At 58.2% G+C, this 22832-nt stretch carries 21 protein-coding genes; 8 read left to right on the top strand and 13 right to left on the bottom strand.

Annotated elements, in window-relative coordinates:
• Window positions 1-493 precede the first annotated feature (493 nt).
• On the bottom strand, window positions 494-880 hold the full coding sequence (locus IVB12_RS06510; RefSeq protein WP_247296779.1) for a hypothetical protein: 387 nt from the start codon (window positions 878-880) through the stop codon (window positions 494-496).
• A 141-nt stretch (window positions 881-1021) separates the two neighbouring features.
• Between IVB12_RS06510 and IVB12_RS06505 the strand changes: the two genes are divergently transcribed.
• From IVB12_RS06505 to IVB12_RS06495, 3 genes are read left to right on the top strand one after another with little or no spacing between them, the layout of a single operon-like run.
• Window positions 1022-2173, top strand: coding sequence for a tail fiber protein (locus IVB12_RS06505; RefSeq protein WP_247296777.1), 1152 nt, complete (start codon window positions 1022-1024; stop codon window positions 2171-2173).
• A gap of 2 nt (window positions 2174-2175) precedes the next feature.
• Entirely contained in the window at window positions 2176-5100 is a 2925-nt protein-coding gene (locus IVB12_RS06500) for a hypothetical protein (protein ID WP_247296775.1), read from the top strand.
• A 26-nt stretch (window positions 5101-5126) separates the two neighbouring features.
• Entirely contained in the window at window positions 5127-5588 is a 462-nt protein-coding gene (locus tag IVB12_RS06495; protein WP_247296773.1) for a hypothetical protein, read from the top strand.
• An 899-nt stretch (window positions 5589-6487) separates the two neighbouring features.
• Here the strand turns inward: IVB12_RS06495 and IVB12_RS06490 are convergent.
• The gene (locus tag IVB12_RS06490; RefSeq protein WP_247296771.1) at window positions 6488-7087 is read right to left on the bottom strand and encodes a hypothetical protein; all 600 of its coding nucleotides are present in this window, start codon (window positions 7085-7087) and stop codon (window positions 6488-6490) included.
• 1214 nt (window positions 7088-8301) lie between these two features.
• Between IVB12_RS06490 and IVB12_RS06485 the strand changes: the two genes are divergently transcribed.
• Entirely contained in the window at window positions 8302-9282 is a 981-nt protein-coding gene (locus IVB12_RS06485; protein WP_247296770.1) for a hypothetical protein, read from the top strand.
• A 332-nt stretch (window positions 9283-9614) separates the two neighbouring features.
• A complete protein-coding gene (locus IVB12_RS06480) occupies window positions 9615-11375 on the top strand; it encodes an adenylate/guanylate cyclase domain-containing protein (RefSeq protein WP_247296768.1) in 1761 nt (586 codons plus the stop codon).
• 443 nt (window positions 11376-11818) lie between these two features.
• Here IVB12_RS06480 and IVB12_RS06475 read toward each other — a convergent pair whose 3' ends face one another.
• The 3 genes from IVB12_RS06475 to IVB12_RS06465 form a co-directional block, all read right to left on the bottom strand.
• The gene (locus tag IVB12_RS06475) at window positions 11819-12469 is read right to left on the bottom strand and encodes a hypothetical protein (RefSeq protein ID WP_247296766.1); all 651 of its coding nucleotides are present in this window, start codon (window positions 12467-12469) and stop codon (window positions 11819-11821) included.
• Between the two features lie 22 nt (window positions 12470-12491).
• Window positions 12492-13604, bottom strand: coding sequence for a hypothetical protein (locus IVB12_RS06470; RefSeq protein WP_247296765.1), 1113 nt, complete (start codon window positions 13602-13604; stop codon window positions 12492-12494).
• Between the two features lie 1637 nt (window positions 13605-15241).
• Complete coding sequence (locus IVB12_RS06465) at window positions 15242-15979, bottom strand: hypothetical protein (RefSeq protein WP_247296763.1); 738 nt, start codon at window positions 15977-15979, stop codon at window positions 15242-15244.
• Between the two features lie 193 nt (window positions 15980-16172).
• Here IVB12_RS06465 and IVB12_RS06460 point away from each other — a divergent pair, with 193 nt between their 5' ends.
• Window positions 16173-16553, top strand: coding sequence for a hypothetical protein (locus IVB12_RS06460; protein ID WP_247296761.1), 381 nt, complete (start codon window positions 16173-16175; stop codon window positions 16551-16553).
• 19 nt (window positions 16554-16572) lie between these two features.
• Window positions 16573-16728, top strand: coding sequence for a hypothetical protein (locus IVB12_RS06455; RefSeq protein ID WP_247296757.1), 156 nt, complete (start codon window positions 16573-16575; stop codon window positions 16726-16728).
• 174 nt (window positions 16729-16902) lie between these two features.
• On the opposite strand, the gene IVB12_RS06450 is transcribed toward IVB12_RS06455, so the two are convergent.
• The 8 genes from IVB12_RS06450 to IVB12_RS06415 all read right to left on the bottom strand — a co-directional run bounded on the left by IVB12_RS06450 (window position 16903) and on the right by IVB12_RS06415 (window position 20795).
• The gene (locus IVB12_RS06450) at window positions 16903-17193 is read right to left on the bottom strand and encodes a hypothetical protein (protein WP_247296754.1); all 291 of its coding nucleotides are present in this window, start codon (window positions 17191-17193) and stop codon (window positions 16903-16905) included.
• A complete protein-coding gene (locus tag IVB12_RS06445) occupies window positions 17190-17750 on the bottom strand; it encodes a hypothetical protein (protein WP_247296752.1) in 561 nt (186 codons plus the stop codon). The genes IVB12_RS06450 and IVB12_RS06445 overlap by 4 nt, the downstream gene beginning before the upstream one ends.
• Before the next feature lie 391 nt (window positions 17751-18141).
• The gene (locus IVB12_RS06440) at window positions 18142-18369 is read right to left on the bottom strand and encodes a hypothetical protein (protein WP_247296750.1); all 228 of its coding nucleotides are present in this window, start codon (window positions 18367-18369) and stop codon (window positions 18142-18144) included.
• A gap of 19 nt (window positions 18370-18388) precedes the next feature.
• The gene (locus IVB12_RS06435; RefSeq protein ID WP_247296748.1) at window positions 18389-18742 is read right to left on the bottom strand and encodes a hypothetical protein; all 354 of its coding nucleotides are present in this window, start codon (window positions 18740-18742) and stop codon (window positions 18389-18391) included.
• Between the two features lie 6 nt (window positions 18743-18748).
• Complete coding sequence (locus IVB12_RS06430) at window positions 18749-18940, bottom strand: hypothetical protein (RefSeq protein ID WP_247296746.1); 192 nt, start codon at window positions 18938-18940, stop codon at window positions 18749-18751.
• Between the two features lie 252 nt (window positions 18941-19192).
• Window positions 19193-19462: a hypothetical protein gene (locus tag IVB12_RS06425; protein WP_247296745.1), complete on the bottom strand. Its 270-nt coding sequence runs from the start codon at window positions 19460-19462 to the stop codon at window positions 19193-19195.
• A gap of 51 nt (window positions 19463-19513) precedes the next feature.
• A complete protein-coding gene (locus IVB12_RS06420; protein ID WP_247296741.1) occupies window positions 19514-20092 on the bottom strand; it encodes a DUF2939 domain-containing protein in 579 nt (192 codons plus the stop codon).
• Window positions 20093-20396: 304 nt separating this feature from the next.
• Entirely contained in the window at window positions 20397-20795 is a 399-nt protein-coding gene (locus IVB12_RS06415; RefSeq protein ID WP_247296739.1) for a VanZ family protein, read from the bottom strand.
• Window positions 20796-21006: 211 nt separating this feature from the next.
• Between IVB12_RS06415 and IVB12_RS06410 the strand changes: the two genes are divergently transcribed.
• A complete protein-coding gene (locus IVB12_RS06410) occupies window positions 21007-21357 on the top strand; it encodes a hypothetical protein (RefSeq protein WP_247296738.1) in 351 nt (116 codons plus the stop codon).
• The last annotated feature ends 1475 nt before the right edge of the window (window positions 21358-22832 follow it).

Raw genomic sequence — 22832 nt, 5'->3', positions numbered from 1 at the left:
GTTTTGAGATCTCGCCACGTGAGTTGCCTAATTTGACCGTTACCAACAAACGCGTTTGCGCCTATCTGGGTGAGCCAGGGCTGTTTCAAGAGGTCTGCGAGCAAGAACGGCGCGAGCGGACGAGCGGTGACGCGCAAGGCCCAAATGCTAATCCACGCGCGGCTATCTCCTCCCGCTTGATATACTCCCTGCAATCCGTTGTAAGGATGAACGCGCTGGTGCTCGTTAGGTAGCCACGAGAAGAATCGCTCAGAGCTATCTTTGAACGCTTGGCCTGCGTCTGCGGCAGAGCGCGCCTTCTGCCGCGTCATCTCCTGGATTTCAAGCATGCTCATTGGTTCGGCACGGTCGTTCCGCCGAACATAGCAGTGATTGTTCTGCGAGTGTCGGTGGGGAGCGAGGTATGATTCGAGCGTCCGCATAATGATGACGCCGCTCGTGCCGTCTGTTTCGGTCACGACCCCTTCGCACTCGAAGACGGGAAGCTTTGGCTCTATCCGATCGCTGATCGCTTGATGCAATCGGGCGGCGGCTTCTTTGCAGCGAGGAATGGGAAACAGCGGCGGCTTCGCACGCTTTGTCGCGGTGTCCTCGTCCACGCCAACGATAAGCGTGCCGCCGACGGTGTTCGCAAAGGCGATGATTTCCGCGGCCAGTTCGTCTTCGCCTCGTCACCAAGCTTCCCGCCAATCATCCAAGGATCGGCACCGCCTTTCTTGGTCGGGAGCGCGCGCTTGAGTTCAAAATCCAGCGTCTCAGCCGCTTCGTTCTGAATGACCGCGAGCACTTCAGACGCGGAGACTTCTGCCAAACGAGTGGGAAACATTTGCTCACCAATGATTTGCGGCGTCTGTAGTTCGTAGTGCTGCTCGACCCGCAATGCAACGCTCGCGCGGCGTGACAACCTTTCACTTTTCAAAAAGAGTTTCTGAGTTACACTTTATCCCACGGACGCAACGCCGCTTCGCCGACGGCACCCACCGCGCAATCCCGCGCTCTCCTCTCATTCCGTCGGCGACCAATGTCATCAACGCCCTACAACCGTCAGAACTCTTTCGCGCTGTTTAGCGCCGAAAACCCGACCTCGCAGCAATCCGGCACAGACCTCGACGCAGAGTTCAACGCCGTCAAGCTGGCGATGGACGACACCCAACAGAACCTGGCCAAGATTCAGGACGACGACGGCGCCCTGAAGCGCGGCTCGGTCGGTAAAGAACAGTTCGACTCGAGCGTGACTCTCGGTTTCGCCGCGCCGGCGCAGTGGGCAAGCGGCGTGTTGTACACCGCCGAGACCAGCACGGTCTTTCACAATTCAATCTTCTACATCGCGAACACCACCCACACTTCCGGCGTCAGTTTTGAGCCGGCCAAGTGGGACGAGATCGCCGATTTCACCGCGGCCGCCGCTATCCCTGATGGGTCGATCACGTCGGTCAAGCTGGCCGACGGCGCAGTGGCCGCCAACAAGCTGGCGGATGGCGTCGTCGCGAATTCCAAGCTGGCAACCGGCGCCGTGTCGACGAACAAGATTGCCGACGGCGGGGTGACAACAGCGAAACTGGCGGACGCTGCCGTCACGCTCGCGAAACTTGGGACAGACGCGAACCAGATCATCCCGGCCGGCTTCGGGCCGGTGCCGTGGTCTCGCACAACGGTTCCGGCCGGTTGGGATTGGGCCGACGGTGGCGTCCTGCTCGCCGACACCGCATTCCCGATGCTTCGCGCCGGCTACATCGCCGATGGTTACCCACACGGCCAGGATGGCTCCGGCAATCCAAAGAAGCCGGACGCGCGCGGACGTGTCATCGCGGGCGTTGACGGAGGCGCGGGTCGACTCTCGTCCAGCTATTTCGGCGCATCACCTATACTCGGGTCAACTGGTGGCCGCGAGAGCGTCACGCTTACTCCGGCGACCTCCGCGGCGCTTAACATATCTGGTGCGGCAGGCGGCACTCTTTCCGTGTCCGGTACGGCGTCCGCTGTCGTCAATGATAGCAGCTATGGCGGCGGCGTCGGCGGAGGCGGCAGTTTCGGGCATCAGCAGGCTATCGGAGTGACGGGCACGGCATCGGGCACCCTCAGCGTCTCTGGTTCAACCACCAACGCCGGCGGGCAAGCGCACAGCAACGTTCAGCCGACGTTGGTCTGTAACATGATCATCAAAGCGCATTGATTATGCCGCAGATCATCGATTTCGAAGGTCAGCAGCACGAATTCCCCGACGACTTTACGCCGGCGGACATTCAGCGCGCGCTCGCGAGCGTCCCGCCGCAAGCCGCCGCGCAGCCGGCGCCCGCACCGGCCACGCCCGGCCTTGGCGCGCAGAACGCCGCGCAGAGCGGCCGTCTCTACGTTACCCCCGAACCGCAGCCCGTCGAGCGCCCCGCATCGCTGCTCCCGAGCAGTGTCGGCGGTGCCGTGCGCGACTTCACCGTCGGCGCCCAGGGCGTTGGCAAGGGCCTCACGGACATCGTCACTGGCCCGTTCGACCTCGCGGCCGGCGCGCAGAACCTCATCACGGGCGGCATCAACAAGGTATTCGGCACGAACATTGCGCCGGCCATTCCGGCGTCGAAGCTGGTTGAAAAGGCCACTTCGGTGCTCCCCGGCATCGATCCGGCGACCATGTCGCGCAGCGAGAAGCTCGCCTACGACGTCAACCGGTTCGGCACCCAAGCCGTCGGCACCGGTGCCATGTTGGCCGCTCGAGCTCCAAGCGTTGCCGCTGCGAACACGCGAGCCGACACGGCCGGCGGGCGCGTACTTGATCATCTATCCCGGCCCTACGCAGAGGCGCCTGCGCGGACCCTTGTCGGCGATACGATCGGCGGAATGGGCTCCGGCGTGGCGGTAAACGCCGTTGACAACTACGTGCCCGAACACGCCGTCGTGGGCGACACGATACCGAAACAGATTGCGAACTTCATCGCACCTTTGGCCGGGGCAGTGGGTGCCAATACCGTCCAGGGCACCGTTGAAGGTCTTGCAGGGGCGATCCGGAACATTGCGGCTCGCTCTTTCGGCTCCGCCCCTGCGCCGATCCCGCTCAACCCAAATACCAAGGCGCCGTACAGCATCGCCGACGTCGACCGCGCCGCCGCCAAGATTCAGGGCGCCGCGTCGGGAGCGCCGCGGGCGCTGGCGCAAGACATCCGCGAGAACGCGGCGGCATTGGCGCGGCCGGCGGAGGAGGGCGCCTCGCCGTTGCAGAGTTCGGCCATGCCGACGTCAGGGCTGCTGTCGCGAGATCCAGGCCTGATTGCTGCCGAGCAGGGAGCGCGCCTCAAGTCAGCGCCGGACTTCATCAAGCGCGATCAGAACGTGAAGAGTGCTGCTGCCGAACGCGTCGAAGCTATGCGAGATCCAGAGGCCGACCTCGGCTCAGTCATGCGCCGCGCCGCGCAGGCGCGGGACGAGCGTGTCAGCGCAGCGGAGAACGAGATCCTCCAGAGGGAAGAGGCGCACCGTTCCGTAGACCGCATTCGGGCGGATCAAGGACAGCCGTTCGGGGCGCTCGGCAACAGTGAGGTCAAGGCGAACGCTTCTCGTCGCCTGGACGAGGCCCTCGTCGACAGGACGTACATCCCCGCGCGAGCCGAGAAGAATCGGCTATTCGACCACGCTCGCGGCCGTGCGGATGAACTTCCGGCCGACACCATCTTTTCAGCGATCGACAGGATCCGGGGCAATGCGAACGGCCTGGCGCCCGGTGTGCTGCCGGAGGACTTTATCCGGCGGCTAAACGCTCTGCGGCCACATATGGTCGAACAACCGCCGGAAAGCGGGCAGATGGTCAACGTCGGTGGACCCGGCACCGCGCTCGGCGCGGACCTGGCGGACCTCCGGAAGTTCATCGGCCCGGCCCAGGAGCGGGCCCAGGCTTCCGGCAATTTCGACCTGGCCGACAACCTCGGCCGGCTGCGCAGTGCGATCAACCGAACCATCGAGGAAGCGCCCGGCTATTCGGAAGCCAACGCCAACTATCAGCGCTTTGCAGAACGTTTCCGCCCCGAGCGAAGGGATGAAATGGCGCGCTTCACTCGTGAGCTTGATCGCGGCGGCCAGAATGTCGATGGCCAACTCAATCGTGGCGGCACCCCGCCGAGCGCGACTGGTGACCGGTTCTTGGCCTCGCCAGAGAAGGCAGCTAGCTTGACGCGGGCACTTGAGGGGGCGCCGGCGGCGCCGGATGCTCATGCGGCGCTTCGCGATTATCTGCGGTCCGACTTTGCGAGGTCGGCCCTCAACGCCGATGGTTCGGTGAACTCGATCCGCGCCAACGCTTGGGCGCGAACCTATTCGGATATCCTCGCGCAATTTCCGGCGGTCCGGACCGAGTTCGAGGACATTGTCGCGACTGCGCGGCGCGGCGAGCAGCTGTCGGCACAAACTAAGGCGGACCTGGAAGCCGCGCGCGTGAACCGCAAGGCAACCGAAGCCGAGATCGACCGGTCCGCCGTCGGCACTTTGCTGCGCGAGGATCCCCGCGATGTCGCGAAGAAGCTCCTCGGGAACAAATATGGCGCCGACGCAAAATTGAAGGAAATCCAAGACGTCATCGGGAAGGACGAGCAGGCGGCGCGCGGCTGGAAGGCTGCCGCGTCCGAAGTTCTCGCGGACAAGGTCCAAGGCACCCGCCAAGTAGGCGATACGCTCGAGGTGCATTTCGCGCGGCTTGCCAAGGAGTTCAAGGACAACGAGCAGATTCTCGCAAGGGTCTATTCGCCCGAAGAGATGAACAACCTTCGCCAGGCCCACAAGATCCTGTCGTACTTCAAGGAAGCCGAGAAGCGAGCGACTGTTGGCAGTGACACTGCGGAGAAGATGGGCATCCCGGGTTGGGCGCAACTGGCGGTGCGCCACTTCAAAGGCGATCTTGCCGGGGGCGGGCTTATCAAGCGGTTCAAGTTGATGCTTGAGCTGCTTCCGAACAGCCGAGAAAGCGCCGACCAGATCGTGCAGGCCGCGTGGTTCAATCCCGATATCGCGGCGTTTCTCCTGGAGCGGCCGCTCAAGAACCGGAACGCCACTTTCAACAGCGTCCCGCTGCGTCGGCTGATCGCCGCCGCGAATGCGTCCCGCGAGAGCGGTGACGAGTGAAAGTCTAAAGCCCTGGAGACCGCGAAATGACCGCCTTAGTAGCTTGCGATTTGAACGACCAGCAACGTGAGCTCGTTCGCCTGATTGTGGTCGACGGCAAGCCGCCGGAGGACGCGGCCAAGCTTGCCGGCTATCACCCCAAATCTGTCTACAGGACATTGCGGCTTCCCGCCGTGGCCGCCGCGATTTCGGAGTCGATCCAGCTCGACCTCGCCGCGGTCGGCGCGCCGCTGGCCTACCGGGTGGCCAAGTCACTGCTTCAGGACGAGAGCATCTCGGCCCGCGTCCGGGCGGACCTGTCGATGAAGGTCCTGGACCGCGCTGGGCACATCGCACCCACTAGGAAAGATCTGGCACCTCGGCAGAAGGCGCTGTCCGAGATGTCGCGCGACGAACTCGCGGCCTTCATCGAGGAGAACCAGGCGGCGATCAACAAGGTCGAGGGCGAGCTAGCGTCGCGCGCGAAGGATGTCTCCTACTTGGGATGATTTCAGGCGACCTGACACTGAAGTTGACTACTTCTGCCAGTTTACAATGTCAGTGCCAAAGTCCGTTCCTCCTTCGCGGCCGTCGGCTCAAAGAGACGTGAGATCATAAGCCAACCCGTGCGTCCCTGGAAATGCATACGTATATGGTTTGAGGTCAGGCTCGCTGACGCGTGGCTGGTCCTGCTCGCCGGCCGGTGCCGCGACATTGGCAGGCGAGACTTGCTCGAAAAAGCGCGGCAGCTAATTCTATATTCTCAAGATTCAAGTGGCGAAATCGGCAATTTATTACGAAGCCGAGACCGCAACCTCGCCGCGAGGGCTGCTATAATCTCATCCAGGGGCAGAACAGAGGAGCCCATGGACGATGCGGCCATTGTCGTTGCATTAATCGCAGGCGCAGCCAAAATCATTTCGGCTTTTATAAAGGCGAGCGCACATCAGCCTTATCAGCCAACCACCTCGACCGCATCAGGCACCAGAAGTGGAGCGTGTGTACGAAGGGCCCTCTTATACTTGCAGGCGGGTTGCCCTGTTTGCCCTCCTGCGCTGGTTTGGGCCAGGCGATGCGGAGGGTTTCTTTGTCTGCGCCGCAGCCGCCTTTATTTCACTGTACCTAGCGCAAAAACGCTAACGATCAGAACTCCCGTCGTATTGAGCGGCGGTTCGTTGTGAGCCGTGATCGCGCCGCGCTTGCTTGGCCGCTCTAGAACTCGCGTGTCCGACACGACGTCGACGCGAGCACCACGCCTCGCCATCGATCACAAAATGCCTTTGGCGGTTCTTAAAGGCCGCTTCGGCGAAAGGATAGCGCTGCCGGATCACCAGCATCCGGCCCGTGAATCCAGTCTGGGCCTGCTGGGCAGCGGTCGCAAGACAGAGCTCATAGGCCATACGCATCGTCAACGCGTTGCCAAAAGGGAATTCAACCTGCGTAGCGCGACGCTGTATGCCTCGGCCGTACTTATCACGGCATCAAAGTCCGAAGGTCGTTCCTTCAGTTTGGCTGGCTTGGCATCTTTTGCTTTTCGGTGCCGGTTCTGAATAGGTTCTTTGGCGCGCCGATAGTCGTTCAAAGACAATCTAACTAACGCGATGGCCTCGTTAATCTCTGGGCCCAAGGAAATGAGGTCTTTTGGGTCCGACCGCTCAATAGCGCTCGGCAACGGAAGCACGCGTAATTCAACAGGTTTGGCGAAATCTCCCTTATAGAGCATGACGGCATCGTCGACCCATTTTATGGTCTCTTCAATCGTGACGCGGAGGTTTGCGCTGAGCGTTTCCTTCTGCTCCTGCTCTTTTCCCAGTTGGACGAGGATGGTTCCGCGGGCGTTGTGAAAAGCAGCGTACGCCGTAATTGCGGCCGCGATAACAGCAGCACTTGCTCCGATAGCAGTAAGTATTCCGTTGGTCTGGGCAACATCGGCGGCTATTCGAGCTGCTTCAACAGCCGCTTTTGCGCTGATCTTAGCAGCTTCAATAGTTGCTTGATCGTGGGTCATGCTTCAACCCTCGGCTTGATTGGATGAGCTGAGAGTTCGATACTTGTAGCCCAAAATCGGGAAGCCGCGGATCCTATTTTCCAACCAACCGGGATTGAACTTCTTGGGCTGCACGTTGGTCGGCCTCAGCGCCGGCGAAGAGGTGGCTGTAAACATCGAAGGTCACCGAGCTGTGCTCCATGAGCCGTTGGATCTGCTTCGCATTGTGCCCATTCTCAAACGGGAGGCGCAGGCATGGCGGAGCGAATGCATCCAATACTTTCCGACCATCGGCACTTTGGGCCCGCCGGCCTTATCTAGAACGGCGTTGCCGGCCTCGTCCAGGACAGGGCGTTTCTGCCAGACCTGCCGCAATCAGGATGGGCTCCAGTCCGCGCTCGATCAGGTTTGAATGGCTCTCGGCCCTGCCGAGACCATTTGGAAAGGCGAGACGCGCTCGCTGTTCGCATCCTTCTTGCCGGCGTCGCGCTTGGAGCAAACCAGCTTCCACTCGCGGAGGGCATTGATGACGATCGGCGGGCGGGGGATCGAACGATATGCAGCCCTCGATCCGCTGAGAGGCGTCGGCCCGGTGGGTGAGGTTGAGTTGTTTTGCATCGAAATCGATGTCCGCCCACCGGAGGCCGCGCAGCCCACTCGCCCGCAGCCCGCAGAAGATTGCGAGCGCGATTCTGCAGGTGCCGATGTCTCCCTTGCGTTTCCTGACCGATGCTGAGGCCGATGCCATTCTCCAAGCCGTTAAAGGCGGCTGCACGAATGGTCCCAACAGTACGATCCTGGGCGCCGCCGGCGAGTATTTCGTAATGTCACAGCTTCTGCGCAGGACTTGATAGCGGCGCTTGCTCCTACCGGAGTGCCGGAAGCGAACATTGTCGTGACCGATAAGCGCGCTGTGCTCAGCCGATCAAAGTCCGCAAGCTCGAACTTGCTACCGGCGTCCGGCTCCGGAGGAGGGGGAGGGGGCGTTTAATTGACATTTAATTTTTAATTGACTCGGTCGAGCGCGTTAAATAACCTAAGGCTGTATTTCATGGCCTAGTCACCTTTCGCCGTTCATCAGCGAATGAAGGCGCCGCACCTTAAGCTACATTGCCGGATTGGGTGAACAGTCTGCGCTGTTGCAGCAGAGCTGTGTCCTGTCCGCACGCAAGCCGACGCTTGGAAATTGGCACGATGCCTTTCAAGACGAAAATCCATCAGAAGAGGAGGAAGAAATGGATCGTATGATCATAACCAAGTTTGTTCTCTCTAGCCTTGTTACCTTCGTGGGCTCGGTGGCGGCATACGCAGACTGCAATCCAAAAGATTTCATGGTTCAAGAGACCACAAGCATTCAGCAGAGCGGAAGCACTGAACTCGCCTTCGTACTCACCGCGACACAGCAGGAATACGAGAGTGCAAAGAAGAACATCGCGGGTAGCGGCTCTTATGGGCTGTTCTCCGGGGCGCTAAGCTATGGCCAGGCCCAGGAGAAGGCTCGCCAAATAGCAGAGTCTACAAAATTTGATTACAAGAATTCTTATGCGTCGAACTATTTGGCGCAATCACTCTCCGGTAAGGCACTCGACGCTTATGTCGAATGCATCGAAAAAGACAAAGAGAAGCCCGGTTTGGCGTTATGGCTACAGAGTAGAGAGGGGGACTATTTTACATTTCGAGCTTTTTGGGTCGGCGCCAATACGAACCTGCCTGCGGCGAAATACGACGCGCCGCCAATCGTTGATGGAGGGTCGATAATTGGAAAGCCGGACGCTTGGTTGAAGTCCAAGACGGAAGAGATTGTAGTGAAACGGAATGGCAACAATGACATGTATCTCAACTTGAAGGTCGGAGGCCAGTACAAGACGAGAGTCATTGTGAAAGATCCGCCTGCGGTAGTCTGGGCTAAGCAGCCGGTCTTATCGAAAAAGATGATGACCGCTTCCTCGCACGGCCCAAACCCCGGGTGTAGTGCAGGATCGGATAGTGACACTATCCATCCTCTCCACCCCGGAGGATATTTCGTTGCAAACACGAGAACTACAAATCATGCTACATCCGATCCAAGCCGTTATGGAGAGACATTCACCGTCGATCGGCCTGATCAGGTATCAGTAACGATAACTCAGAGCACTGGCGCATGCGAGGTCAATCAGACTGCGAAAGGACAGCTACAAGCAGTCGAGACGTTTCCTACAGCAGCCGATGCTAGCTAACGAATTTGTGCATGAACGCGGTTGACTGACCGGCGCTTGCTCTGGTCGGCAAGCGCCGTGCCGTGCGTACTGTCGCGTTGCACTTGCACCTTTGAGCCAAGAAGCCGTCTGCCGGATCGGCACGAAATCGCGCCGCCATCCTCTCGTAGCTCCCAACGTTCCATCAGGATTCGCTTTGCGGCGGTCAGGCGGGACCGCAGCTCCGCGAGTGCTGAGCCGCAGAGATCGACTTCGGCATTTTTGCTATAATCCCTCGTTTACAAGGAGTGGTGCCCGCGTGCTAAACTGACTCAATATTATTGAACCTTAGCCGATGTCTTGAGGAGCCATCCTTGGCAGCGAAAGCAGATCGGAAGCTGGCAGCAATATTGGCAGCTGATGTCGCTGGGTATAGCCGATTGATGGCTGGAGACGAGGCTGGGACAATTGAAGCGCTGACTCGCAGCCGCGCGATATTCAGTGCGATCATACAAGATCACAACGGTCGGATAGCAAACACAGCAGGAGACAGTATCGTTGCCGATTTCCAGGTCGCAGCGGATGCAGTTAGGTGCGCAGTCTCAGCCCAGGCAAGACTGAGGGCCGAGAACGAGAGTGTCCCCGAAGATCGCCAAATTCGCTTTCGAATGGGGGTCCATCTGGGAGATGTCGTTCGGCAAGGAGATGACATCCTCGGGGATGGGGTCAATATCGCTGCGCGCCTGGAATCGATCGCGCTGCCGGGCACGGTCGTTATATCAGGCTCCCTGTATGATGTTGTCGACGGAAAGGTGCCATTTCAATTTGTTGATCTTGGGCAAAAGCAACTCAAGAACATTGGGCGCCCAGTTCGAGCATACCAAGTCTTGACGGAGGAGAGCCTCAAGAGACCTATTCGATTTTGGTCCTTCAGCACTGATAGTGGACGTCCGTCTATCGCCGTTCTTCCCTTTGAGAACCTTACCGGCGAGGCCGAGCCGGGCTATTTCGCGGACGGCTTAGTTGAAGACATCATCACAGCGCTTTCACACAACCCAATGCTAGTGGTGATCGCTCGTCATTCGAGCTTTGCTTACAAAGGACGATCTCCCAATATACAGCAAGTAGGTCGGGAGCTCGGCGTCCGCTACGCGCTAGAAGGTAGTGTTCGCAAATGGGGCGAAAAGCTAAGGATCACGGGTCAACTCAATGATACTGAAACAGGCGCTCACGTCTGGGCTGATCGTTTCGATGGACTAGCTGCAGACGTGTTTGATCTTCAAGACGCAATAACCGAGCGTGTAGTTGGTGCGCTTGACGGTGAAGTCCGTGTTTCCGAGATAAAACGACAAAGGCGGAGACCGACAAATGATCTCACGGCGTACGATAGCCTAATTCGGGGTCTCGGCTGTTTCTATGAGCACACCCCAGAAAGCACGGCGCAAGCGCTTGACCACTTCATTCAGGCGGTCAAGCTAGATCCGTCCTGCGCTGTTGCTTGGGGATATGGTGGTGCGACACTGCTTCTTAGGCGTACACTGGGCTGCATTCAAAACATTGCAGAAAATGCGCGGGAATGTCTTGAATACTGCCACCAAGCCATACTGCGCGGCACCGATGATGCTGAAGCCTTAAGTCTGGCAGCACTTGTACAGGTGTGTCTCGGGCACGAGTTAGTGAGAAGCACTGGGTTGGCCGAAAGATCGATCGCCCTGAATTCAAATTCTCCTTTCGGTTGGTACGCGATTGGGCTCGCCAAGCTTGCGGCCGGTCATGCCAACGAAGCTGTTACTGCAATTGGTCGGGGCATCCGGCTGAACCCCCGCGACCCGGCCGGATATGCCTACCTCGGGTCGTATGCTTTGGCGCTCTTTGTGCTGAAGAACTATTCGGAGGCAGTAAAACATGCTGAGCGAGCATTAGCTGTTCGGCCAACTTGGGCGCCCGCCCTGCGGATTAAGGCCGCATCATTGGCGAAATTGGATATGACTGAAGAAGCGAGGCTGGCGTTGCTTCACGCTCGCAAGATCGATCCACACGGATCCAGCTCTCTTGCGGCGAGAATGATTCAACTTCCGTCAGGCGATCTGGACAACTACATCAGTGCGCTCAAGCTTGCGGGTTTAGATGAGTAGGCGGGTTTGTCGTGTTGGATCTGCCTGGCCAGTCATATTCCTTAATGAAAGCAGGTTGGACCGGTTATGCGCTTGAGATGGGAGTACTGTTGAGCACTGTTGGTGCGAATTTTGGGGGGAGGGGAACTTAGGTAGGTCCAAGAAATTCCGCGAAAGCGGTCCCTCAAAGGCGCAAGGCTCGTCGTCCTGCAGGCGGATCTCGGTGTGTGGGTCGCGTGAACCCTGGCTGATTAAACTCCAAGCGAGCCGCGAACTAATTGGCGCCGGTGGTTGATATCAGCCGCGTGGCATCGTCTGGTGGAGATCAGGCACGTTACCGTCATTCCTACGTTCAACGAATAACATGGTCCTTCGCGTGTTCCTGTCACTGGAGACATTGAGCAGCTCAAATGACCTGCGCTCCCGAAGTATGCCGCCTTGTACGAAATCTGGTGCTTGCCCAATCACCAATCTTTTTGGTTCGACCGCTTCACCTCGCTGGGCTGTTTTCCGAGTCCATCAGCGCCATTGGGGGCGGCCGACTTTTGTTCTTCGCTCATCGCCTTCACGCCACTCGCGGCTTTTATTGTTTTATCGCTGATGCCAACAACGACCCAAGCCTCCTCAGTCTTGTCGTCGTATCCTTTCTCAAGGACGATTACCCCCCGCAGCTTGCCTGCCGCGAAGGACGTCGTGACTTCAGTAAGCGACTCGATCATAATGCGCTGATCGACCTTTTTGACGTTTGCTTTTGCTCCGGTTTGTCGCTCCTGTGTCGCTTGATTCAGATCATTCTGCATCTCAGTGGTAACCCGCGTCGTAGACACCGATTGCTCCAGGAAGCGCACGATGGATGCCTTCGCCTTTTCTTCTGCGATGATTTGCGCCTTCGAAATTCCTCGCCTGTCTCCGAATTCAACCGGCGTGCTGAATCGCGATGAAATACGCTTTACAGATCCATCGCCATTCCATTCCACCTCGACGCCATCAACGCCCGCCTGCCAGACAGCGCCTCCGTTGCCTGTTTCAGCTACCGAGCCTGCTGTTGCTATCGTTGGGCTAGAAGCAAGCAAGAGGATTACAGCAAAGGCGAACTTTAGATTGGACCGAAACATCTTCGTATCTCCGAACACTAGGTTATCTATTCTTGAGGGAGGCCCGGATGCGGGCGATCTTGCCAACATTCTCGTTCGCGACCTTTAGATTCAACAAAGCATTGATCCGGCTTCCTTCCGGAGGGAAGACGATCGTGTCAGTTCCGCCACTGTGTATTGTGCGGTAGAAGAGGCTGTTTTCGTTGGTCCCCGCCGCGCAGTAGTCCAGGAACGCGGTCTGGCGGTTTTGCGGACGATGAATGGAATCCGAGATCGGAAGCTCCGGAAAACTTCCCATCTCGGTGTTGACCGTTTGAACGACCTTTTCATCCTTGTCGATAAACTCGATGACCAACAGGATAGTCGAGGCGCGTTTGCTCAAACTGACCACCGCAGCGTCTTCTCGGACAAAGGTACGCCCAAAGCATTCGGCCGCAGCGTAGGTCCCGTAATTGCTGGGACGCGGTGGATAAACACGCCCGGGACCGCCGTAGTCGCTTGGTCTCGAGCTAGTCAGCGACGAAATGAAGCACACACCGGGTATCGACACTGCCAATTTAGCATCTTTTCTGAACGGTTGCGTATTCGAGGAAACCGTCTGCAAGCTGCAACGTGGCTCGCTGGGTATCTTTGTGACCTCGAAAGAGACGCTTTCTCTCTTGTCCGCTATCAGGCTGAACTTTTCAGCCCACTCTTTGCTCGCCGCCGGGTTGGCAAAGAACGTGATCGGCACCGTTAGCCAAACGGAATCCGATGCCGACGGCAGGTTCGAATTGACCTCGGCCTTTCCAACGCCGACTGTCACCAGCGTATCAATTCGGGCGATCAAGTCCTTATAGGTATCAAACGCCGCGGCACGTTCGGCGCCCAATGTGGTCGCCGCCGCTTCAGCGGAGTTGCTATCAAAATCAACGGTAGGGACGGCGCTGGCGCGCAGTGTCTGGACCAAGGGGCCGACATTCACTGTGACCCTTGCCATAACCTTGCAAGTTCCGTTGCTGCATTCCTGCGACACAGGGTCGAATTTCGACACGTACGCATTGGTGTACGAGAGAAGCTTTTCTTCTACGATGGTTGAAACTTGATCAGCCGACATCTTGGTCTCAACGCGGCGCCGATTATCGATGTACACGCCAGCGACCTGCTGGACCGCCAATCGAGAGGCGTCCTTCCGAGCAGCCTCGGGTGTCTCTCCTAGACCAGCAACTTCCACAATCTTTGTAGTCGGGTTATTCCCGGCCGGTCCCGTCAATGACACATCAGCTTCGTTAGTAACTTGGTTTGGGAAGCGGGGGCCGGTCTGCGGCACGGGCCGCTCGGGGATCTGAGGAGTTAATCGGTCTGGCGGCAAGGGGCCTGACGTCTGCGGCGGCCGGTCTAGCTGTCGGACGCCGAGAAGCGCGTCGCGATCCCCCCTAGTTAGAAATCCTGTGCTGGGAGCGCTTCTTGACTCCTGAAAGGCCTTGATCGCAATTCTTGTATTCGGACCGAATTCGCCATCTGGCTGGTCGCGGAGAAGCCCTAATGAGAAGAGGTGAGCCTGTAGTGTCGCCCGTTCATTGGGCGTTTGCCTGGCCTCCGCAAGGGCATCACCGCGGAGCTTTCCTAGGAGTTCGGTTGTTCGAGTGCGATACGACTCGAGTACGCAGCGGCGCTGGTCTTGGTTGAGTGAAGTATCGAGTTTGCAGGTCCTGCTTACAGATTGGATCCAATTAGTTTGATTTTGTTGGAAAGTGCTAAGCTCCCCGTCGCTCAGCGTCCCAGAATAAGCCCATGTTGCAGCGTTGACGTCCCAGTCAGCTTTGGCTGCATTACCATCACTGCAAAGCAGGAATCCTAACGGCGATCGCACGTTTGTGCAGCTAATGGTCGGCTTGGACGTGGAGATGTTGGGTTGCGGGATGGGCGCACCGGGCGAGGCGGGCCCCGTGGGCCCGTTATTCCGCTGCAAAGTTTGCAGCGTCCCGATCATATCTTGGATAATTTGGTTCGGAACCTGTGCTTCCGCAGCGACGTCTGTGCTTAGCAATAGCACGAACAGCCTGACCGTATTTATTACTTGCCCCGCCACGCAAATGCCCACCGAATCTTTGCCGAGTACAAATTAGCGCGGTTGTAGCTCGCCGCAACTACACATTGGCTAAAAGGTATACCGTCCATCAGTAAGCCGGCATTTTGTGCGTACGACAGTCGTAGGGGCCGTCTTTTCCCGAGCCTTTAATGTTGGCGTTGAAGTACCGTCCCATCGATGAGGCGGCCATCAACGCATCGAGTGTAGCCGTCGGCAGTTCGCAATAGTGGTAGTATGTGTCCCTCAGCTGGATGACCAAATACTGGCTCCCAGGTCATAACAGTCGCGGTTGATAAAGCTACTTCGCGAGATGTTTTGGCAGTCGAACGGCTTTAGATCAACTGGTCCGCGATATTTTACGTTTACGGTCTCAGCGCTCGCCGTCAATGCAGCTAGGACATAGATCGCGATTCCCAGCAGTAGTGGAGAGGATCTCAACCTCGGGCCCTCCGATTAAAGCCCTCGACCGCATTGTTGTACTCGTCGATGACACTGTCGGACTTGCGCTTTAGCTCCTCAGTCTCACGTCGAATGCAAGCTAGGAAATCTTGTGCTTCAATCTGATAGTTCGTCATTTCTCGACGGCACCGATCGAACTCATCTTGATCATCGAACGCTCCATATCTCGCCGCGCAATACGGGGCGGGAGGGGTATAGCACGAGGCATGCACGAGATTCGTGCCGCCGAGAAGGATCACGGCAACCAGTAGAGAGCGACGCATCTAAACTCCAGCCGGGCCTTGAGCGACATCAATCACGTGGCGATCGGGCCCGACAGTGATGACAATGGTGTAGCTCTTTTGAGCTCCGCCCTGGTCGGTCGGTGGCGCGAGGTGCAGTTGGCCTCCGTACCATTCGCCGGGCAGGAGCGTATTGTCTTTGATCACGGCCTGCTCGAGCACGGCCATATTGCGCTGGCCTGTTTCGATAGTGGCAGAAATCATCGCATCGTTTTGAGCCGTCGCATTGCCTTGAGCGATTGCCGCTGCCGTCGGACTGTAAAACGTGCCCGTGCGTCCGCTCGGTGTCGTGTAGCTGCCGTAGCCGGCCCGCGAGGCGCTGTACGCGTTGGCCCCGGCGGCGACGCCCGTCAGGAGGGCTGCCGCGACCTGCCGGTTCTTTTCCTCCTGAACCAGCATCTCATAAGTGACGATTTTCATTTCGAAGTCCGAGCCGGCGGCGTGCTGCACCGCCTCAAGTTGTCCGACCCGGAATTCAACAGGCTGGCGGCTCATGTTGTTGATGCCCACCACGAAGACGGGGCGGCCGTTCGCTTGGAGTTGACGGGCAGCCGGTCGAACGAGGACGACGGAGCTTTTCTGCCGAGAGACAAGGGCAGGTTGTCCGTCCCTCATAAGAGCTTGTTGCTGCGGATTAGATGCCTTGAACGAGACGGTCTCGCCGGCTGTCATGCAGCCACCCACGGTGGCGCAGGCCGCCACGATCACCAAAATACGCATGATTCGATTCCCCCCGTCGAAAGGGGCTATGCAATCGCAACCCCCGCGCGAGGGCAAGCGCCGTTTACGCGTGTTAGGGGCGATCCTCAGTCAAAAAGTCTAAGGTGGTCGCATGTTACCGCGATGCACTCCGCGCCGCTTGCGGGGCCAGCCTCAGGCATCCTGCAGCAAGACGGTTTCTCAAGGACTGTCAATGGCTTCACAACCTGAGGATGCGCCGTCGGCGCCTGGAGGTGGACCTGAAGGCCAGGACAGGACTTTTACTGCCGGGCATCGCACGCACATCGCGGCCATCGAGCCCCGTAGGCCGGCGTTGCCGGCGAAAGCCCCCCGCGAGCACGTTCTCCCGCTCAAACGCCGCGCGGCGATCCTGGACAGCATTCCGGAGCGGGAGGGGCGGAGCCTGGTGTTCGGCTACGGGAAGGGTGGTTATGCCGGCTGGTCGAAATCCAAGGCCGAGCTCGATGAGCTCGTTCAGCTCAAGCAGCCGGGACCTGCACGACCTTCGCTGCAACGGCCGCACTGGTGCTGGGCCCGCTTAGCGTGGCACCGTACGCCGCCGGGGCGGTGCTGAACCACCTGCCGCCAAGCTGATGCGGGTATATGACAAGAACATCGAGAAGGAAAAGCGCGAGGCGCTGGACCTCTGGGCAGCGCATCTGATGCGGCTGCTAGCCGGCGAGGCGAGCGTGGTGACGATGCGGGCGGAATGGAAAAAGCCCGACGCAACGCGGCGGGCTCGAAAGTAATTCTGAAATCAGACTTGGAGATTGCGCAGCGACGAGACCACCTGGTGGCCAGCGGCCTTTCTCGGCTCTTGGTAATCGGTCGAATAGGTGCGGCTGTCGATTGGCTGGTACGAGAATTTCGGCATGGCTATTGTCCTTGGCTCTTCCGGCGGGCTCTTTGATTCGCGCGGTGTGTCAGGCATGGTCGTGCTCCAATGGGTTGAGGCTGGATGGATAGTAGTGCTTTCGCTTAATCCATTTGAACTTCTCGTGACGCGTTACTGAAGCGATGTCAGTGTCGCCGCCGACCACGTCCGCTCCCGGCATAAAGCGGAAGTAGTTTTTCGTGAGCTCCACAAGAAAATTGGCCAAATCTATCGCGTCCTGGATTGGCATCGCTGGGTGGCACAAAGGCGCTTCCGTCTGGCTTGATATCACCTGCAGAAGCTGTGGCAATTGCTGCGGATCCAATCCGGCCCCGATCAAAGCGGTTCCAATATCTTGGCTGAAACTTTTATCAACCTATGAACGGGGTCAGGTTGCCCGCCCCAGTTGATGCCACAGTGCCCCGGAGGCCTGATCTGCTCAGGTGGAGTACATTGGCCGTTCAGGATTGTAACCTTCCACAGTTCTGGCTGTTCAGATCCGCTCGAAAAACCCCCGATCCAAAAATCCAGTAGGTGCGGCGCCGGTGGAGGAGGCTGCATACCGAGGAATTTCTCCTCATAGAGGAACGCCCTCGCGCCGATGGCAATCTGCTCGATGGTATAGTTCTCGGCATTAATAGCGAACCGACCTCCTTCTTTGAGAAGCAGCCGCAAATCCTTCGCCAGAGATTGGATTGGGGCGCGTCCGATAGACGCCATTCCCGATGTCATGGCCACCACCGGAAGCCCGCGGCACAGGTTATAGACCTTGTTCCCATGCTGGTACACGTTTGAGACAAAGCTCTGCCCATTGGCATCAGTAGCCAGCAAACTCGCAGCGCTATCGGCCGCGAACACAAGCCCGTCGTCGACGGTAACGGCAACACACACGGTCATTCGAAGAACGCCCCCACTTCCAACTAACACAACCTACTTGCGATTCGCGCCGCGATTGTATGGAGGCGCATCAAAATCAATTCTTGCAAAAATCGCTCGAAAGACGGCCCCGACCCTGATTCTTGCTATCAGAGGCCGGGCTATCCTTATTGTTCAGCAACCGCAGGGCGAGCGCAAGGGGGAGACCTCCTTCAACGAACCGATGATTCGCTCCAAGGTCTTGCGGGTGGCGAGCAGGAGACGCCGTACGATTAGAAGCGCGATCCCAGCGCAAATACCGACGGCAAATCCTTCCAAGCATGATCACGCATCGGCCACCTTCTTGTTGGTTTTTCGCTTCGAAGACATTGACCTGAGCGTGAGCACGATAGTTATGAGGTTTAGCTTGAACTCAGTTCTTGATCCGATTTTCGCGCACGTCCTTCAGAATAGCCTCATAAGTCGCGATCACCTGCTTATTTCGATCGATTGCCTCCTGGGTCACGTCTCTCCAAACGCCGCTCCCCTCGCGCTCGCCCAGTTTCATTCTTCCAGCCTCGAGTGGTTCGAGATCCTTCTTCAGCTGTTCGAGTTGCCTCTCGACACCTGTTGCGTATTCCCACCAATCTACCGACATCATCGGTTCTCCGCTCTCGCAATCATTTCCACACTGCTTCCACCATCGCGCGATACCTTTTGGTGAAGCTGCGAAACCATCCTTTCCGGAAGGCCTCGCGGCTCTTTTCGTCAGGATCCAACGGCATGACGACCATGCCGGAATTGGCAAGTATCTCTTTAAACTGGGCGCTGATCAGGATCGCACCGAGGTCTGAGCCGTTCGGAGGACGTTGAATGATTACATCTCTGCAGCATCCCGCTAGCGCGTGCATCGCTGCAGGGGTGACGAGGTCGCGCCTCTGCTCGTCATGGTGACGGGCGACGGCGGCATCAATGATTTCGCCGAGTCGACGACCACTCTCCGCGTATTGTTCCCGCGTCAACTTATCAGGCATGGCGCTTCACTTTCCGTTGCCTGCGGCCTTTTCCAAATCGGAAACCACCACATGAACCGGCAAGGGAATGTTGATCATAAGCTGCGCGTCGAGCTGGACCATGCAGAGTCGATCGTTCAATTCGATCACACTCTTTACTGCGGTAGGATTGATATACACCGGCCTGCCGTTCTCGCCGCCAAATTTCGCAAAGGTCATGTATTGGGCCTCCCTGATGAGGCAGGATCTCGCAACCCAGGGGCGAGCGCAAGGGGGCGTTAACGGACCGATGACTCACTCCACGGCCTTTCCGGTGACGAGCAAGAGACGCCGTACCCCCAGCTGATCACCATTAGAAGCGCCATCCCAGCGCAAACGCCGACGGCGAAACCTTGTCCCCACGCATGATCACGCATCCGCCACCTGATTTTTTCGCTCTGACTGCATTGACCCGAGTGCCAGCACTGCAGTTTACGTTTCGTCTCGCGTTATCACCACCATGTCGTAGATCGGACCCTTCCAATTCGGGAGGTCTACCCGGTGCTGAGGATGTGGCTTGACCTGATATTCGGAATCCTCATTAGCGATGGCTTCATCGGCAATGTCCTGAAAATTGCGGAGGGCATCTCGCGTATCGTCGATCGGTTCAATCCTAAAAGCCCGCTCACTGATCACGCGCACCCTGTGCGATTTCGAGCCCTTCCGCAGGTCCTCAAAGTAGCCCATGGTGACGATCTCCAAGCCAATGTTGCTCAGGTAATTTCTCGCACCCGCGTAGCGAGCGCAAGGGGTTCACCGCATCGGCAGCCGGTCTACCATATTCGCCAGGACTTTAGGTGGAAGGCCGATGCCCGAGAGCTTCCAGGTCGTGCCGTCGAGATGCATGCTTACGCTACCTGCGTCCGGACTCTCCCCAAGCCGCAACGCAAACTCGACAGGCTTCACCAGTGTGATTTGTCCGGCGAAAACGAAGATGTTTGAGATGTCGAGCTCGGCCAGCGGCGACATCGTTCCGAAAGTGATGTTCTCCGCGCCGTCGCGAACAGTGCCGCTCTTTAAAAGGGCGGACAGATTTTCCGGCGTCATGAGCTTGATCGCGAGGTCATCGGCGATCGTTGCACCGAACGCGTTTATCGCCATTCGCTCTAACGGGCGCACCGGCCGCTTTTGGCCGAGTCGATAGAGGTATGACGATACAACCTGGTCGACGAGGGAATGGCGGACACGCGGCAAATCCGTTCGGGCCATGACTTGAGTGGCATCTCCGCTCCGAACGGCCGAAACCATATCCAACGCGGAAACGAAAGCCGACCCGGCATACACTACGAGGCAGAGCAGGAGGACCGCAACGATGCCGACGAGCCACTTCATGGAGCGGCAATCGAGGCGAACGCACTTAGTTCCAGTGTCGAGCCGGGTGGCGTCTTCCATCCATAAGGATGACTTAGGCCTGTGATGTGGACGTCCTTCCGTAAGAGACACGCACAGGAGGCACTCCCAAGCAGACCGTCAGAACGAGGGCGACCGCGTGCTCGACGGCGCATGTCCCCGCTTGGTACCACTTGGCCGGTGTCAGTTTCCTTGCGGCAGGGATGGCCTATTGGTTCGGCATCGGCCTCGGCACCAACGGCGGAACGGTGAGCCTCACGAATGTGAGCTGCACCGTGCCGGAGTCTTAGGCTCCGCTTCGTGGCTTCAGTGATCGGACACTTTTAAGGATGGAAGGCACGCATCCAGCGCGCTCCATTGCGCGCAAAGCTAAACTGGCCAGGAATATCCCTATCAAGCCGCCAATGATCTTTTCGGAGGCGTCCAGTAATTTGCCGTGACGATCTGGCGTCAGCGTTTGCAAAAACTCGAGCACGACTGCGCTACCAAGCACGATGCCGCATACGAATGTCATTCTACGACGGTACGAGAGGCAGAATGCGAAGCCTAAAAGCGCAAAAGCGGCTAGATGCTCCAAATCAGCAACGTTGCTCAGTTGCGGCCTATCGCGGATTGGAGAAAGACTAGCGTAGGTGATGAATGCAAGAGCGGCCCAGGCCACTGCGGCAGACAGTCTTTGCAACATGATGGCTCCTAAATGCGGCGTACAGCTGATTGAGCTTATCTCGCTCAGCGATCAACGATTTGGGGCCGATTGATCTAGTAGCCCGCGATTGATCTAGTAGCCCGTCGCAGAGCCAACTTCTGGCGATCGTGGCGAACGACTGAGAAGCGTTGATGGCGCGCCCGACGGTATATGCAGCAGGTCGCCGGCTGGGGCGCAGCTTGAGTGTGGAATGATCCATTCCCTTACCTCTTTGCGTTTTTTTTGCGCGCTTTATGTTTTCCTCTTCGACGTTCGTTTTGTTCAGGAACTAGCGCTTAGTCCGGTCGGTGCCATCGCGGAAGATCAGGCGCACACGTTCGTTCTCCCGGACGACCGGCGTCCGGTAGCCGTCGTGCTTCATCTCGTGGATCCATTCCGGCCGATGGGACTTGCTTACCCGGCGTCGCCAGGCATAGCTCGAAACGCCATCCGCATGGGACAGGTAACTCGCCGCCAAGAAGCCAATCCCTGGGTCGCTATTGGACTCGGCGGCTTGCACCTGCAATGTCGCCGATTAAATATTAAACATAAAATTAAATAAATTAAATACTGGACGAGATTTAAATTTGGATTATGCTATGAATGCTTGGCGCCGGACGCACGCGTCAAGGACCTCCGGGAAGCGGCCCCCATCATCCTGCCCCTGCTTACGCAGTCCTAGGGGCCGCTTCTTTGGCAAATTGGGACGCGAATCATGCAGTTCCTGTCATTAGGTGACTTGTTTTTCATCTCCGCAGCAACGGGTACGCTCCTACTAGTCGAGGTCGGAGTTTTGATCATTGTGGGCGTGATCTGAGCCGGAATTCGGACGTTCTCCGGTCAATTTCAATTTCAGCGCTCCCAGCGCGCGGACTGCACTTTATGCCCTCCATAGGGTCGACGCACTTCAGCACAGAGCCTTCCGAGCAAAGCTCCCATGGTCGCGGGCGTGCGCCTGTTGCGTGCCTCGCTTTCACTCCTACTGAGAGGGATTCGAGTGGGCGGAGAACCATCAACGTGATGCCCGAGGTCGCGAATGACAACGCGGGCACCTGGCCTCTGCTACCATTCCGGATGGCTGGTACGCCACCGGTTGATCTGTGATGCGGCTCGGTCCTGCGGTGCTCAGCAGGTAGCAGGCAGGCGCATTTTGACTGTCCCTCACCCGCCAGTTGACGCTGGCTGACCAACCTGGCTCCGCCTTGCGGCGGAGTGGTTGAAGATAGCGGAAGAAGCCGAGAAGCGCTTGCTCCGAGGTTACCCCCACCTCTGTTGAGGCTCGTGGACAACTGGCAAGGAACGACTCTCCAGCCGAGAGATTTAAGATTTCGGTCTGTGGCGCGGCCTGGACCACTTCAGGTTCGCGACATCCACCCGGGACGGCCCATCGTTCGAACGCGCGTTTGGCGATGGGTCGGTTCTCGCAAGCCGCGGCGTTCTCTTCACCAGGAACAACCGGCAATCTGGGAAATTGCTTTTATGCTCCGGCGTCCCAACAGCCCCCTGAAGCCGGACGCTGTGAGCTGGGGCTTTAGTCGCTTTCTTTCCAAGCGCCGGGAGGATCTAACCGGGACAAACCGGCACGTTTATCTGCTGCTACCGCCTTCCCTCGGCTAAGTTTCCGCACCCAACCGTCCGCTGTGTATCATTTGAGACGGTGCGCCGCCGGTCCTGCTGATTGTTGAGACACAAGGGGGCGGGCATGGACCGGCTGAAGGAAAGAACTGGGGGCGCCTCGAAGCCCGCGCCTGCCCGAATTGCCACGTTAATATGGGGTGGTTTCAGTCGGAGCTTCCGCCTCCGGCGTTCGTTGGGCACTTTCGTGCCGTCTAAGCATTTTGTGCTCATGAATGACGACGCCGCCAGATACCGCCGGTACGCGAAGGCTTGTCTTGATGAAGCCGAGGGGGCACGCGCGCCGAGGACAAGGAGGCTTGGTGTCAAGCGACGTCCGGATTTGACCCCGCAGCGACATGAGGAAGTGACCCCCTTGTTGTTTGCAGGACTGTAGCAAGCCGCTCGCGAAGCGCGCCCGTC

Origin of the sequence: Bradyrhizobium sp. 179 (genome assembly GCF_023073535.1) — a bacterium.
Lineage (GTDB): Bacteria > Pseudomonadota > Alphaproteobacteria > Rhizobiales > Xanthobacteraceae > Bradyrhizobium.
Note: the sequence above shows the minus strand (reverse complement) of the source record. Positions and strands in the feature narration are given on the sequence as shown.